This is a genomic window from Kitasatospora setae KM-6054, from assembly GCF_000269985.1.
Taxonomy (GTDB): Bacteria; Actinomycetota; Actinomycetes; order Streptomycetales; family Streptomycetaceae; genus Kitasatospora; species Kitasatospora setae.
In genome coordinates this window covers 3484043-3497927 of the sequence record NC_016109.1, presented here as the reverse complement: position 1 = coordinate 3497927, position 13885 = coordinate 3484043, and the positions used below count along the sequence as shown (strand labels likewise).

The window sequence follows — 13885 nt, the reverse complement described above, 5'->3', positions numbered from 1 at the left end:
GTGTTACCGACGGGTACACAAGTCGGGGTTCAGGGCCTAGGCTGCCCGCATGACGGAGAGCACGAGCCAGGTCCGGAGCAACCCCGCGGCGAAGGGGGCGGCGCGCGGCGTCGCCTCGGCGGTACCGGCGGCGCTGGTCGCCCGGCTGGCCAAGGGCGTCACCGCGTCCGGCGGCGCGACCGCCGAGACGATCGCGCCGCTGACCGGCGAGCCGCTGGCCACCCTCCCGCTGTCCTCGGAGGAGGACGTCCAGCGGGCCTTCGACCAGGCCCGCCGCGCCCAGCCGGCCTGGGCCGCGCTCCCGGTGCGGCACCGGGCGGGCGTCCTGCTGCGCTTCCACGACCTGCTGCTCAAGCGGCAGGACGAGGTGCTCGACCTGATCCAGGCCGAGACCGGCAAGGCCCGGCTGCACGCCTTCGAGGAGGTGATGGCCGTCGCCTCGGCGGCCCGGCACTACGGCCGCGCCGCCCGCTCCTACCTGCGCGACCGCCGCCGCGGCGGCGCCGTGCCCGGCCTGACCAGCGCCGTCGAGGCCCGCCGGCCCAAGGGCGTGGTCGGCCAGATCTCGCCCTGGAACTACCCGCTGGAGCTCTCCGTCGGCGACGCGCTGCCCGCCCTGGTGGCCGGCAACGCCGTCGTCAACAAGCCGGACACCCAGACCGCGCTCACCGCGCTGTGGGCCCGGGAGCTGTTCGTCGAGGCCGGACTGCCCCCGCAGGCCTGGCAGATCGTCCTCGGCGACGGCCCGGTGGTCGGCCCGCAGATCGTCGAGCGCGCCGACTACGTCGCCTTCACCGGCTCCACCCGCACCGGCCGGGACGTCGCCCGCCGGGCCGCCGAACGGCTGGTCGGCGCCTCGCTCGAACTCGGCGGCAAGAACGCCATGCTGGTCCTCGCCGACGCCGACCTCGACCGGGCCGCCGCCGGCGCCGTCCGGGCCTGCTTCTCCTCGGCCGGCCAGCTCTGCATCTCCGTCGAGCGGCTCTACGTGCACCGCTCGGTCGCCGACGACTTCCTCGCCCGGTTCGCCGAGAAGACCGCCGCGCTGCGCCTCGGCGGCGGCCTCGCCTACGGCGCCGACATGGGCTCGCTGGTCTCCGCCCGCCAGCTGGAGACCGTCACCCGGCACGTCGAGCAGGCCGTCAAGGCCGGCGCCACCGTGCTGGCCGGCGGCCGGGCCCGCCCCGACCTGGGCCCGCTCTTCCACGAGCCCACCATCCTGGACGGCGTCACCCCCGAGATGGCGGTCTGCGCCGAGGAGACCTTCGGCCCGGTCGTCTCCGTCTACCGCTTCGACACCGAGGACGAGGCCGTCGCCGCCGCCAACGACACCCCGTACGGCCTGAACTCCTCGGTCTGGACGAAGGACACCGCCCGCGGCCGCAAGGTCGCCGCCCGGCTGCGCACCGGCACCGTCAACGTCAACGAGGCGTACGCCGCCGCCTACGGCTCGGTCGCCTCGCCGATGGGCGGCATGGGCGACTCCGGCCTCGGCCGGCGGCACGGCGCCGAGGGCATCCTGCGCTACACCGAGGCGCAGACCATCGCCGTCCAGCGGCTGCTGCCGATCGGCCCGTCGATGGGCCTGGACGACCGGAAGTTCGCCGAGCTCTTCACCACCGGCCTGAAGGCGATGAAGGCGTTCCGGCTGAAGTAGCCAACCCAGAGGGGGCAGCAGTGTCGTACGACTACGACGTCGTGGTGGTCGGTTCGGGCTTCGGCGGCTCGGTCGCGGCCCTGCGGCTCACCGAGAAGGGCTACCGGGTCGCCGTCCTGGAGGCCGGGCGCAGGTTCCGCCGCGAGGAACTGCCCAGCACCTCCTGGAACCTGCGCGACTACCTGTGGGCACCCGCCCTCGGCCGCTACGGCATCCAGCGCATCCACCTGCTGCGCAACGTGCTGATCCTGGCCGGGGCGGGCGTCGGCGGCGGCTCGCTGAACTACGCCAACACCCTGTACGTCCCGCCGAAGGCGTTCTTCGAGGACCGGCAGTGGCGGCACATCACCGACTGGCAGGCCGAGCTCGACCCGTTCTACGACCAGGCCCGGCGGATGCTCGGCGTCCGGCTCAACCCCACGATGACGCCCTCCGACGTGCACCTGAAGGCCGCCGCCGAGGCGATGGGCTGCGGCGACACCTTCCACCTGGCGCCGGTCGGGGTGTTCTTCGGCGACGGGCGGGACGGCACCGGCGAGGCCAAGGCCGCGCCCGGCGGCGAGGTCGACGACCCGTACTTCGGCGGCGCCGGGCCGAAGCGCCGGGCCTGCACCGAGTGCGGCGAGTGCATGACCGGCTGCCGGCACGGCGCCAAGAACACCCTCACCGAGAACTACCTGTACCTGGCCGAGCGGGCCGGCGCCGAGATCCGGCCGATGACCACCGTCGCCCGGCTGCGCCCGCACGGCGACGGCTACGCCGTCGACACGCTGCCCACCGACGCCCGCACCCGGCGGGCCCGGAAGGCCGGGGCGCGCACGATCACCGCCGAACGGGTGGTCGTCGCGGCCGGCACCTACGGCACCCAGACGCTGCTGCACCGGATGCGCGCGGGCGGCCAGCTGCCCCGGATCTCCGCCCGGCTCGGCCACCTCACCCGCACCAACTCGGAGGCGCTGGTCGGCGCGCAGACCTCCACCCGGCGCTACGGCGAACGCCCCGACTTCACCCGCGGCGTCGCCATCACCTCCTCCGTGCACCCCGACGCGAACACCCACATCGAGCCGGTCCGCTACGGGCGGGGCTCCAACGCGATGGGCGCGCTCTCCATCCAGCAGGTGCCCGGCGCCGGGCGCGGACCGCGCTGGCTGCGCTACCTCGGCACCGCCGCCCGGCACCCGTGGACCTTCGTCCAGTCGATGAACCAGCACCGCTGGTCCGAGAAGACCATCATCGGCCTGGTCATGCAGTCCCTCGACAACTCGCTGACCGTCTCGCTGAAGAACGGCAAGCTCACCTCCCGGCAGGGCCACGGCGCGCCCAACCCCAGCTGGATCCCGGCCGCCGAGGAGGGCGCCCGGGCGCTCGCCGCCTCCATCAACGGCTTCCCCGGCTCCACCGCCGGCGAGATCTTCGACATCCCGCTCACCGCGCACTTCCTCGGCGGCTGCCCGATCGGCGACAGCGCCGAGACCGGCGTCGTCGACCCCTACCACCGGCTGTACGGGCACCCGGGGATCAGCGTCGTCGACGGCTCCGCGGTCTCCGCCAACCTGGGCGTCAACCCCTCGCTGACGATCACCGCCCAGGCCGAGCGCGCCATGTCCATGTGGCCCAACCGCGGCGAGGCCGACCCGCGCCCCGAACCGGGCGCCGGCTACCGCCCGGTGCCGCCCGTCGCACCGCGCCAACCCGCCGTCCCCGCAGGGGCGTTCGGCGCGCTGCGACTGCCGCTGCTGCCCGTCCCCAAGGTGCCGGGACGGGCCCCCGAAGGCGATTGACATTCCTTTACCCCCGGTGGGATAAACGGGCCCTCGAACACGAACCACCCGGGGGGAACCGACCATGCCCATCTGCCCGTCCTGCGGGGCGGCCTCGCCCGACCCCGCGGCGACCTGCGCCAACTGCGGCCGGCCGGTCGCCGCGCCCGCCATCGGCGACGTGATCGAGGACGCCGGATCGGCCGCGGCCGGCCCCTCCCCGTGGGGCGCGGGCCGGATCCACCACACCCGGGAGACGCCGCTGCTCTCCCGCGGCTGGCTCACCGCCGGCCGGGTGCTGATCGCGCCGACCGCGCTGCTGGTGCTGGCCGCCGCGATCGGCTCGGGCACGAGCGACGGCGGCGACAGCACCGGGCCGTTCGCCACCGCCTGGTCGACCGAGGGCTTCCAGACCTGGCTGGCCCTCGTCCTCACCGGGCTCGGCGCCCCGCTGCGGATGGTCATCACCTCGCCCGGCGGCAAGGCGGCGACCATCTCCGGCGACAGCCACCTGATCATGTACGCGGTCTCGCTGGGCTGGCTGCTGACCCTCTGGACCGGCCTGCACCTGGTCGCCCGCGGCCGCCGCCGCGCCGCGCTCGCCGAACCGGCCCCGGCCGCCGCCGGCCTCCAGGCGCTGCGCACCGGCGCGCTGTCCGCCGCCGTCGCGCTGCTGCTGGGCTGGCTGGCCGGCCACGACACCGACCTCGGCTCGAAGAGCAGCGCGCTGAAGGTCGAGATCGGCCCCGAACTGCTGCCGCTGACGCTCACCGCCGGCCTGGCCGCGGCCGCCGTGGTGCTGGCCGTGGACGGCGCCGCCGCGCTGCGCGCCGAGGCCGCCCGGCGCGGCTGGCTGGGCAGCCTGCTGCTCGCCTGGCAGCACGCCTCCCGGGTGCTGCTCGGCCTGCTGGCGCTGCTCACCGCCGTCGCGCTGGTGGTGCAGCTCTCCGGCGACCGGACCTTCCCGCACAGCGACACGCTGGGCCTGGCCGTCAACAACGGCCTGCTGATCCACGGCGTCGGCAGCGGCGCGTCCCTGCTGACGGCCGGCGTCTTCGGCTTCGGCCACGAGTCGATGTCGCTGTTCGACCTGGGCGGCCACGGCGACGGCTGGTGGTGCGCGGCGCTGCTCCCGCTGGCCGCCGCGCTGGCGCTCGGCTGGTCCGCGCACCGGGGCCGGCTGGCCCCGCGCGACCGGGCCGTGCTGGCCGGCCTGTACGCGGCGCTCACCGCCGTGCTGCTGCTCGGCACCTCGATGTGGGCCACCCAGAGCCGGAGCGGCGCCGGGGCCGGCGGCCTCTCGCTGCAGAGCCGGGACACCCTCGGCTGGTCGGTGGTCTCGGTGCTGGTCGCCGCCGCCGTCTGGGCGCTGTTCGGCGCGCTGGTGGTGCCCGCCGTGCTGGACGCGGTGCGCGGCACCCCCGTCCCGCCGCACGCCCCGGCACCGCTGCCCGCCCCGGCCGCCCCGCCCGCCGTCCCGCCGCTGCCCGCCGCGCCGCCGCCGCTGCCCGCCGCCGCGCCGGCGCTGCCTGTCCTGCCGGGACAGACGGTGACCGACACCCTCGCGCACGGGTCGGTCGAGCTGGTGCCGGAGGAGCCGCCGGCCCCCGCCGTCGCGCTCGACAAGGACGGCGACCCGCACGCCGCGTACCGGCGCCCCGTCGAGGGCTGAACGGGCCCTGGCCGGGCCCTGTCCCGGCCCTGCCCCGGGCCCGGACAGGGCAAAGGGCCCCGCGGGGGAACGGGGCCCTTTGTCGCAGCACACGGCGTCAGGGCCGCGCCGGTGCTGGTGTGACGGCGCCGGGGGAGGAGCGCCGTCGCGGAGGAGTGGTTCGACGGCACGCGCCGGGGCCGGATGGGCCTCACGGAGCGTGAGAGGCGGGCCGTTCGCGTCAACGGTCGGCCCTCGGCCGGAGCTGTACGGTGAACCCCTGCCTTCCCAGCATCGTCCTGGACGAGGGCCTTGCCGTGCAACCGATTCGACGTAAATGAGGGGAAGGCTGGAACCGGCCACGGCGCCCGGGGGCACCGGGCGGGGCCGCCCTGAACGGTGACTTTCCGTGATAATCGCTTGCGGGACGTGCTGAGGCGCGCCCGGCCGCGGGCCGGGAGCGTGCTCGGGGGGCGTACCGGGGCGTACGCCGGAGCGGCGGCTGACTGAGGTGTGGCGGCCGGCACCGGTACCGGCCGCCACACCCCGGGTCCGCCCGGTCGCGGACGGGTTCGCTGTCCCCTGCTGACCCGACCGCCACACCGGGGCGCGGTCCCACGGCGGGCCCGTGCCCGCCACGCGCACCGGTGGACCGGAGATGATCCACGCGTGGTTCCGCCGCGCGGTGCCGCCAGCGCCTGGAGGGCGCCGGTGTCCCGTGCGGTCTCCCGGTGCAACGATTCGCCGGGCCGCGCGGTCACGGGCGGCGGCGCGGGCAGTCGGGTGAAACGCTCCCGGTAGACTCGGGGGTGACACCCCCCTCGTACCGCCGCCGGAAGGCCGTCTGTGTCCGCTGATACACCCGCTCAGTCCGTACCCGAGAACGACACCGTCCTGGTCGTCGACTTCGGTGCCCAGTACGCCCAGCTCATCGCCCGCCGGGTGCGTGAGGCGCGGGTCTACAGCGAGATCGTGCCCAGCTCCATGCCGGTCGCCGAGATGCTCGCCAAGAACCCCAAGGCGATCATCCTCTCCGGCGGTCCGTCGTCGGTCTACGAGGAGGGCGCCCCGCAGCTCGACCGCGCCCTCTTCGAGGCGGGCGTGCCGGTCTTCGGCATGTGCTACGGCTTCCAGCTGATGGCCAAGACCCTCGGCGGCACGGTCGACAACAGCGGCGCCCGCGAGTACGGCCGGACCCCGCTGACCGTGACCCGCTCCGGCTCCACCCTGTTCGAGGGCACCCCGGACAAGCACTCGGTGTGGATGTCGCACGGCGACGCCTGCTCGGCCGCGCCCGAGGGCTTCACCGTCACCGCCTCCACCGACGTGGTGCCGGTCGCCGCCTTCGAGAACGACGACCTCAAGCTGTACGGCGTGCAGTACCACCCCGAGGTGATGCACTCCGAGCACGGCCAGCAGGTGCTGGAGCACTTCCTGTACCGCGGCGCCGGCATCGCGCCCGACTGGACCACCAGCAACGTGGTCGAGGAGCAGGTCGCGCTGATCCGCGAGCAGGTCGGCGACAAGCGCGCCATCTGCGGCCTGTCCGGCGGCGTGGACTCCGCGGTCGCCGCCGCCCTGGTGCAGCGCGCCATCGGCGACCGGCTGACCTGCGTGTACGTCGACCACGGCCTGATGCGCAAGGGCGAGACCGAGCAGGTCGAGAAGGACTTCGTCGCGGCCACCGGCGTCAAGCTGGTCGTGGTCGACGCCGAGGAGCGGTTCCTGACCGCGCTGAAGGGCGTCTCCGACCCCGAGCAGAAGCGCAAGATCATCGGCCGCGAGTTCATCCGGGTCTTCGAGCAGGCCCAGGCCGACATCATCGCCGACGAGGGCCCGGCCGTGGAGTTCCTCGTCCAGGGCACCCTGTACCCGGACGTGGTGGAGTCCGGCGGCGGCACCGGCACCGCCAACATCAAGTCGCACCACAACGTCGGCGGCCTCCCCGAGGACCTGGAGTTCCAGCTCGTCGAGCCGCTGCGCAAGCTGTTCAAGGACGAGGTCCGGATGGTCGGCCAGGAGCTCGGCCTGCCCGCCGAGATCGTCCAGCGCCAGCCGTTCCCCGGCCCCGGCCTGGGCATCCGGATCGTCGGCGAGGTCACCAAGGAGCGGCTGGACCTGCTCCGCGACGCCGACGCGATCGCCCGCGAGGAGCTCACCCTGGCCGGCCTGGACGCCGAGATCTGGCAGTGCCCGGTCGTCCTGCTGGCCGACGTCCGCTCGGTCGGCGTGCAGGGCGACGGCCGCACCTACGGCCACCCGATCGTGCTGCGCCCGGTCTCCTCCGAGGACGCGATGACCGCCGACTGGTCGCGCCTGCCCTACGAGGTGCTGGCGAAGATCTCCACCCGGATCACCAACGAGGTCAAGGACGTGAACCGGGTCGTCCTGGACGTCACCTCCAAGCCGCCGGGCACCATCGAGTGGGAGTGATCCCACCGGCAACCGTGTGACCGCGCCGCCGCTCCCCGCGCCAGGGGAGTGGCGGCGCGGCCGTGCGCGAGCGGCACCGGGCACAATCGGACCCGATCCTGCCGGCGAACGGCAGGCGGCGAGGGAGAGGGCGACGGCGATGGCGACGGGGACCGGCAGCACGACCGGCGGCGGGACGGACGGGACGGGCGGGGGGACGGGCGGCGGAACGGGCCGCCGGATCGGCGCGTGGAAGGCGCTGGGCTCGCGCTTCGCGCTGCTGCCGCTGCGGCTGTTCCTCGGCGTGACCTTCGTCTACGCCGCCTTCGACAAGCTCTCCGACGCGCACTACCTGGCCGGCGCCGGCGACGCCGCCTCGTTCTACTCCCAGACCCGGGCCGCCAAGGCCACCAGCCCGCTCGGCTGGGCGCTCGGCCCGGCCCTCGACGCGCCGACCTTCTTCGGCCTGCTGATCGCCTTCGGCGAGCTCGCCGTCGGCCTCGGCACCCTGTTCGGCCTGTGGGGCCGGGTCGCCGCGCTCGGCGGCGCGCTGCTCTCCGCCTCGCTCTGGCTGACCGTGAGCTTCCACACCACCCCGTACTACCTGGGCAACGACCTGGCCTACCTGATGGCCTGGACGCCGCTGCTGCTGGCCGGCACCCCCTACCTGTCGGTCGACGGCTACCTCGCCGCCCGGGCCGCCCGCGACCGGGCCCGCGGCCTCGCCGAGGACGCGGTCCGCCGCCGCGCGCTGCTCGACGGCGGCATCGCGGCCGTCGCGCTCGGCGGCGCCGGCCTGCTCTCCGGCTCGCTCACCGCCAGCTTCGGCCGGGACGACACCGCGCCCGCCACCGCCACCGGCGGCGGCGCCACCAGCCCCGTCCCGCAGCCCGGCCCCTCGGTGCCCGCCGCGCAGGTCCCGGTCGGCGGCTCCGCCACGGTCAAGGACCCGGCCAACGGCGACGCCGTCTTCATCGTCCAGCCCGCCGCCGGGCAGTACGCGGGCCTCTCCTCGGTCTGCACCCACTCCGGCTGCGCGGTCAACCCGCCCAAGGACGGCAAGCTCTACTGCCCCTGCCACGGCTCCGAGTTCGACGCCGCGACCGGCGCCGTGATCACCGGCCCGGCGGTGAAGCCGCTGCCGAAGTACGGCGTCACCAGGAACGGCGACCAGCTGGAGCTCGGCCCGCAGCAGAAGGCCTGACGCCCGAGGGGCACCCGCCGGGCCGGTGCGGCCGGGCGGGTGCCCCTCGGAGGTCGGACCGTCAGCCGGTGGCCGTGGCGGTGATGCCCTTGGCGCCGCCGGCGCCGCCGGGGACCTCGACCCAGTCGGTCCAGGTGCCGGTGGTGTAGTCGGCGTCACGGGTGTAGACCGCGCCGTCGTTGGCGACCGCGTAGTAGTGGGCGGTGCTGCCGGTGGTGGTGCTGGCCAGGGACTTGAGGTTGGCGCTGTCCAGCTTGGTCCAGGTCGACCAGGTGCCGGTGGTGTAGTTGGCGTCGTTGTTGTACATCGCGCCGTCCGAGCCGATGATTTCCAGGTGGACGGTGTTGCCGGTCGCGGTGGCGGTGAGGCCCTTGGCACCGCCGGCCCCGCCGGGGACCTCGGCCCAGTTGCTCCAGGTGCCGGTGGTGTAGTTGGCGTCGCGGGTGTAGACGTGGCCGTCGGTGGCCACCGCGTAGTAGTGCGAGGTGTTCCCGGTGGTGGCACTGGCCAGGTGGGTGAGGTTGGCGCTGTCCATCTTGGTCCAGCTGCCCCAGGTGCCGGTGGTGTAGTTGGCGTCGTTGTTGTACATCGCGCCGTCCGAGCCGATGATTTCCAGGTGGACGGTGTTGCCGGTCGCGGTGGCGGTGAGGCCCTTGGCGCCGCTCGCACCGCCCGGGACGGGGGCCCAGTCGCTCCAGGTGCCGGCCGCGTAGTCGGCGTCCCGGGTGTAGAGCCCGCCGTCGGCGGCCACCGCGTAGTAGTGCGAGGTGTTCCCGGTGGAGGCGCTGGCCAGGTACGTCAGGCTCGCGCTGTCCATCTGCGACCACACGCTCCAGGTGCCGGTGGTGTAGTTGGCGTCGTTGTTGTACATCGCGCCGTCCGAGCCGATGATCTCCACGTGCGCGGTGCCCGCCGCCGTGGTCGACGGGGTGTCGTCGACGATCTTGTTGTAGCGGTAGGCCTTGTAGTCGCCGTTGGGGTGCGAGTCGAAGGTCGCGGCGTTGATCGAGATGCCGGTGCGGTGCTTCACCGGGGTCGAGCCGAACGAGTAGTAGGAGAAGGTGGTGTGCGCGGCGTCGTCCCACTTCTCGAACAGGATCACGTGGTCGTAGAAGCTGTTCAGGATGTCGCCCGCCTTGAGCTGGCTGCGCGGGATCTCGGTGGCGTAGCCGGGCAGGCCCTGGGTGCTGGGGCTGGCGCCGAGGTGCCAGGCCATCGAGACGTAGCCGGAGCAGTCGGTGCGGTAGGCGCGGCCGGAGGAGTCCGGGTAGGTGGCGCCCTGGTTGTAGGCGATGGTCTTGCCGTACCAGTACTGGGCGCGCTGGATCACCTCGCCGCGGGTGATCTGGCCGTCGACCGAGGAGGCGGCCTGCGCGGTGGTCGCGGTGGCGACCGTGACGGCGGTGGTGGCGATCGCGCCGGAGAGGGCGATGGCGGCGGCCAGGGCGGTGCGCAGGGCCTTGGAGGTACGGACGGCGGACATGGCGGAACTCCTCGTGGCAGAAGGGAAGTCGAAGGGCCGTGCCGGAGGTCCGGGACGCGGCTGTCGGGCGGCCCCGGCGCGCTGCGGCCGCCCGCGGGGGCGGGGGCGCGGCGCCGCCGGGTGCGGCCGGCGACAGGCGGGGCCGGTGGCAGGCGTGGGTGGTGACAGGAAGGCAGGTGGACGGGCGGTCGGGCGGGGCCGGGCGGTCGGGCGGGGCGCCGGGTCAGGCGCTCGCGCCGCCGGGGACCTCGGCCCAGTTGCTCCAGGTGCCGGTGGTGTAGTTGGCGTCGCGGGTGTAGACGTGGCCGTCGGCGGCCACCGCGAAGACGTGGTTGACGTTGCCGATCGCCACGCTGGCCAGGGACTTGAGGTTGGCGCTGTCCATCTTGGTCCAGGTCGACCAGGTGCCGGTGGTGTAGTTGGCGTCGTTGTTGTACATCGCGCCGTCGGAGCCGATGATCTCCAGGTGCGCGGTGGTGCCGGTCGCGGTGGCGGTGATGCCCTTGGCGCCGCTCGCGCCGCCGGGGACCTCGGCCCAGCCGGTCCAGGTGCCGGCGCCGTAGTCGGCGTCGCGGCTGTAGACGCGGCCGTCCTCGCTGACCGCGAAGACGTGGCTGACGTTGCCGATCGCCACGCCGGCCAGGGACTTGAGGTTCGCGCCGTCCATCCTGGTCCAGACGCCCCAGGTGCCGGTGGTGTAGTTGGCGTCGTTGGTGTACATCGCGCCGTCGGAGCCGATGATCTCCAGGTGCACGGTGTTCCCGGTCGCGGTCGCCATCACGGCCTTCGCCCCGCCCGCGCCGCCGGGGACCTCGGCCCAGTCGCTCCAGGTGCCGGTGGTGTAGTTGGCGTCGCGGGTGTAGACGCGGCCGTCGTTGGCCACCGCGAAGACGTGGCTGACGCCCCCGATCGCGGCCGCGCTGACGGACTTGAGGTTGGCGTTGTCCAGCTTGGTCCAGGTCGACCAGGCACCGGTGGTGTAGTTGCCGTCGTTGGTGTACATCGCGCCGTCGGAGCCGATGATCTCCAGGTGCACGGTGGTGTCGGTGGCCGAGGCCGCCACCCCGCCGCTGCCGGTGCCCGAGGAGGCCGGCGGCGTCGGCGGCGCCGACGGGTACGGGTTGGTGTGGTCGCCGACCAGCGGACCGCCGCACTGCGGCCAGGCGCCGGCGCCCTGCGGGCCGTTCAGGACCTTCTCGGCGATCAGGATCTGCTGCTGCTTGGTGGCCTGGTGCGGGTACGCGGCGTACTGGGTGCCGCCGTACGCCCGCCAGGTCGGCAGGTCGAACTGGAGCCCGCCGTACAGGCCGTTGTTGGTGTTGATGCTCCAGTTCCCGCTGCTCTCGCACTGGGCGACCCGGTCCCAGTTCGCCACCGAGGCGGCCGACGCGTCCACGGTGGCCAGGACGCAGGACGAGGCGGTGAGCCCGGCGGTCAGGGCGAACGTTCCGAGGAGCCTGGTGCGGCGGGAAGAAGGCATGGCGGTATCCCCTTGCGGCGGGTTCGGGAAGGACGACGGGAGCGGCGGCGCACCGCTCGCACGGGAGCGGCCTGACGAGGGGCCAGCAGGCCCCTGCCGGGCGCCCCGTGGGGGAGCCCGGTTCCGGCGGGCCGCCCGGTCTCCCTGGCGGCGGTCACCAGCTTCGTCCGTTCCGGGGCGGCCCGGAAGGGCATCCGGCTGTCGTGAACCGGACCGTCCGACACCGGACAGCGGGCCCGCCCGGACACGCGAAAGGGGCGGGGCCACCGGCCCCGCCCCCGCCCCGCGCGGACTCCTAGTCGTCCAGGCGGTGCCCGTCGTCCCGGGCGCCGCCCCGGCCGCGCCGGGAGGCCGCCACCAGGGCGCCGGCCAGGCCGCCCGCGCCGAGCACGATGAAGGTCAGCGGCAGCACGAAGCGGCTGTTCACCTCGCGGTCGTTCAGCGAGGCCACCAGGTACAGCACCGCCAGCGCGCTGAACAGCCCGCCCGCGACCAACGCGTAGACGTCGAACCGATGCTTCCTCATCACCGCACCACCTCGATGTTCCCGGCGCCCACCGTCACCGTCAGTTCCAGTGCCCCCTTGGACGGCCGGCCGTCCGGGACCTCGATCACCACGTCCTCGTTCACGAACGGCCCGCTGAACCGCTGGCCGTCCGGCAGCCGGACCTCGCCCGCGCCGTCGCGCAGCTTCAGCCGCAGCTCCACCCCGGACGGCACGGTCACCCGGGCGTCGCCCGCGGCGACCCGCAGCGAGGTGCCGGCCGTGCCGCCGCCCGGGTCCACCGCCGACAGGTCGAGGTTCGCCTCGCCGAAGCCGAGCGTGTACCGCTCCCGCAGGTCGGACGCGGCGGCCACCGTCCAGGTCCGGTCGCCGGTGCTGTCCGCGACCGTCGCCGAGGTGCCGGCCGACACCGCCAGGGCCGCCGTCACCAGCAGCGACAGGAAGGTCAGCCCGCGGGTGCGCCCCCAGCGGGCGCTGACCAGCATCGCCAGGCCCAGCGGCAGCAGCGCCACCGCCAGCACCGTCGACCAGCGCTGCTCCCCGTGGCCGGCCGCCGCCACCGCCCAGGCCGAGCCCAGCGCGACCAGCACCGCCGACGCGCCCAGCACCGAGCTGCCGCGCTCCGCCCTCCGGCGGGCCTTCCACTCGCGGTGCCGCTCCATGCTCGCCCGGTGCCGCTCCATCGCCTCGCGCTGCGCCTGCTGGCGCTCCCCGGCCTTGGCCCGGTAGTCCGCCATCCGGCGCTCCATCCGGTCCTGGTAGGTCTCCTCGCGCGGCTCCTTGCGCAGCGGGTCGCCCTCCGGCAGGTCGGCGCGCTGCCACCACGGCTGCGCGGGCGCCCCCGGCGGCACCGGGCCGGCCCCGCCGTACGGGTCGCGCTCCGGGTGCCGCGGGTCCCACAGGTAGCCGGACGGGCCGACCGGCGGGGTGTCCGCGGGCCGCTGCCCGGCACCGTCGACACCGGTGCCGTCGGGACGGGCGGCACCGGCACCGGGACGGGCGGCGGAACCGCCCGCCGCCTGCTCGCCGTGCCAGGCCGCCATCCGCTCGTGCAGCTCCGCGCTGCGGCTCTTCCAACTGCCGCGCAGGTCGCGGCCGACCGTCTCGCTCCAGGTCTTCCAGTCCGCGAACGGGCCGCCCTCCTCCAGCCGGTCCCGCGGGCCGGGCGGCGGGGGCGGCGGCGGGTCGCCGCCGTCGAAGCGGCGCCGCCGCTCCGGGTCGTAGCGCAGCGCCAGGAACACCAGCGCGGCCAGCAGCAGCAGCGGGAACAGCTGCCCGCCGTCGCCCATCGAGGAGAAGAACACCCCGGTGCCGATCACGGTCAGCAGCACCGCGCCGATCGACTGGCCGTCCACCCGGCCGGTCAGCACCCGCTGCAGCTCGGTGCGGCCGCCCTCGCCGTCCGCCGCCTCCCGCGGCACCACCAGCCAGGCCAGCCCGTACAGGAACAGCCCGAGCCCGCCGGTCAGGCCGAGCACCGCGATCACCACCCGGAACACCACCGGGTCGATGTCCAGGTAGCGGCCCAGGCCGCCGCACACGCCCGCCACCACCCGGTGCCGGGAGGAGCGGGTGAGCGCCGGGCGGCCCTCGGCGGGGGCGGCCGGCGGTTCCACCGGGATCTGGTCGTCCGTCATGCCCACCATCCTTCCGGGCCGCCCGGCCCCGCCCAACCGTCCGGGGCCCGGGAGCGACCCTGAACTGTCCCTGAGCCTTCCTAGGGGCGGGACCCT

General features: G+C 74.8%; 9 protein-coding genes. 5 read left to right on the top strand and 4 right to left on the bottom strand.

Annotated features, from left to right (window positions below; all coding sequences use genetic code 11):
• Positions 1-49: 49 nt before the first annotated feature.
• From KSE_RS15285 to KSE_RS46235, 5 genes are all read left to right on the top strand, one after another.
• Positions 50-1657, top strand: coding sequence for a succinic semialdehyde dehydrogenase (locus KSE_RS15285; protein ID WP_014136221.1), 1608 nt, complete (start codon positions 50-52; stop codon positions 1655-1657).
• 20 nt (positions 1658-1677) lie between these two features.
• Positions 1678-3438, top strand: coding sequence for a GMC oxidoreductase (locus KSE_RS15280; protein ID WP_014136220.1), 1761 nt, complete (start codon positions 1678-1680; stop codon positions 3436-3438).
• Positions 3439-3502: 64 nt separating this feature from the next.
• Positions 3503-5089, top strand: a complete 1587-nt coding sequence (locus tag KSE_RS15275; protein WP_014136219.1) for a zinc ribbon domain-containing protein — start codon at positions 3503-3505, stop codon at positions 5087-5089.
• A gap of 825 nt (positions 5090-5914) precedes the next feature.
• A complete protein-coding gene (gene guaA / locus KSE_RS15270) occupies positions 5915-7501 on the top strand; it encodes a glutamine-hydrolyzing GMP synthase (RefSeq protein WP_014136218.1) in 1587 nt (528 codons plus the stop codon).
• 139 nt (positions 7502-7640) lie between these two features.
• Positions 7641-8684, top strand: a complete 1044-nt coding sequence (locus KSE_RS46235) for a Rieske 2Fe-2S domain-containing protein (RefSeq protein ID WP_014136217.1) — start codon at positions 7641-7643, stop codon at positions 8682-8684.
• Positions 8685-8745: 61 nt separating this feature from the next.
• On the opposite strand, the gene KSE_RS38465 is transcribed toward KSE_RS46235, so the two are convergent.
• The 4 genes from KSE_RS38465 to KSE_RS45835 form a co-directional block, all read right to left on the bottom strand.
• Positions 8746-10167 carry a hypothetical protein gene (locus KSE_RS38465; protein ID WP_014136216.1) on the bottom strand — a complete coding sequence of 474 codons (1422 nt, stop codon included), beginning with the start codon at positions 10165-10167 and terminating at the stop codon, positions 8746-8748.
• A 223-nt stretch (positions 10168-10390) separates the two neighbouring features.
• Positions 10391-11647: a transglycosylase family protein gene (locus KSE_RS45840; protein WP_014136215.1), complete on the bottom strand. Its 1257-nt coding sequence runs from the start codon at positions 11645-11647 to the stop codon at positions 10391-10393.
• 295 nt (positions 11648-11942) lie between these two features.
• Complete coding sequence (locus KSE_RS15250) at positions 11943-12173, bottom strand: hypothetical protein (RefSeq protein WP_033258502.1); 231 nt, start codon at positions 12171-12173, stop codon at positions 11943-11945.
• Positions 12173-13789 carry a PspC domain-containing protein gene (locus KSE_RS45835; protein ID WP_014136213.1) on the bottom strand — a complete coding sequence of 539 codons (1617 nt, stop codon included), beginning with the start codon at positions 13787-13789 and terminating at the stop codon, positions 12173-12175. The genes KSE_RS15250 and KSE_RS45835 overlap by 1 nt, the downstream gene beginning before the upstream one ends.
• Positions 13790-13885: the final 96 nt, after the last annotated feature.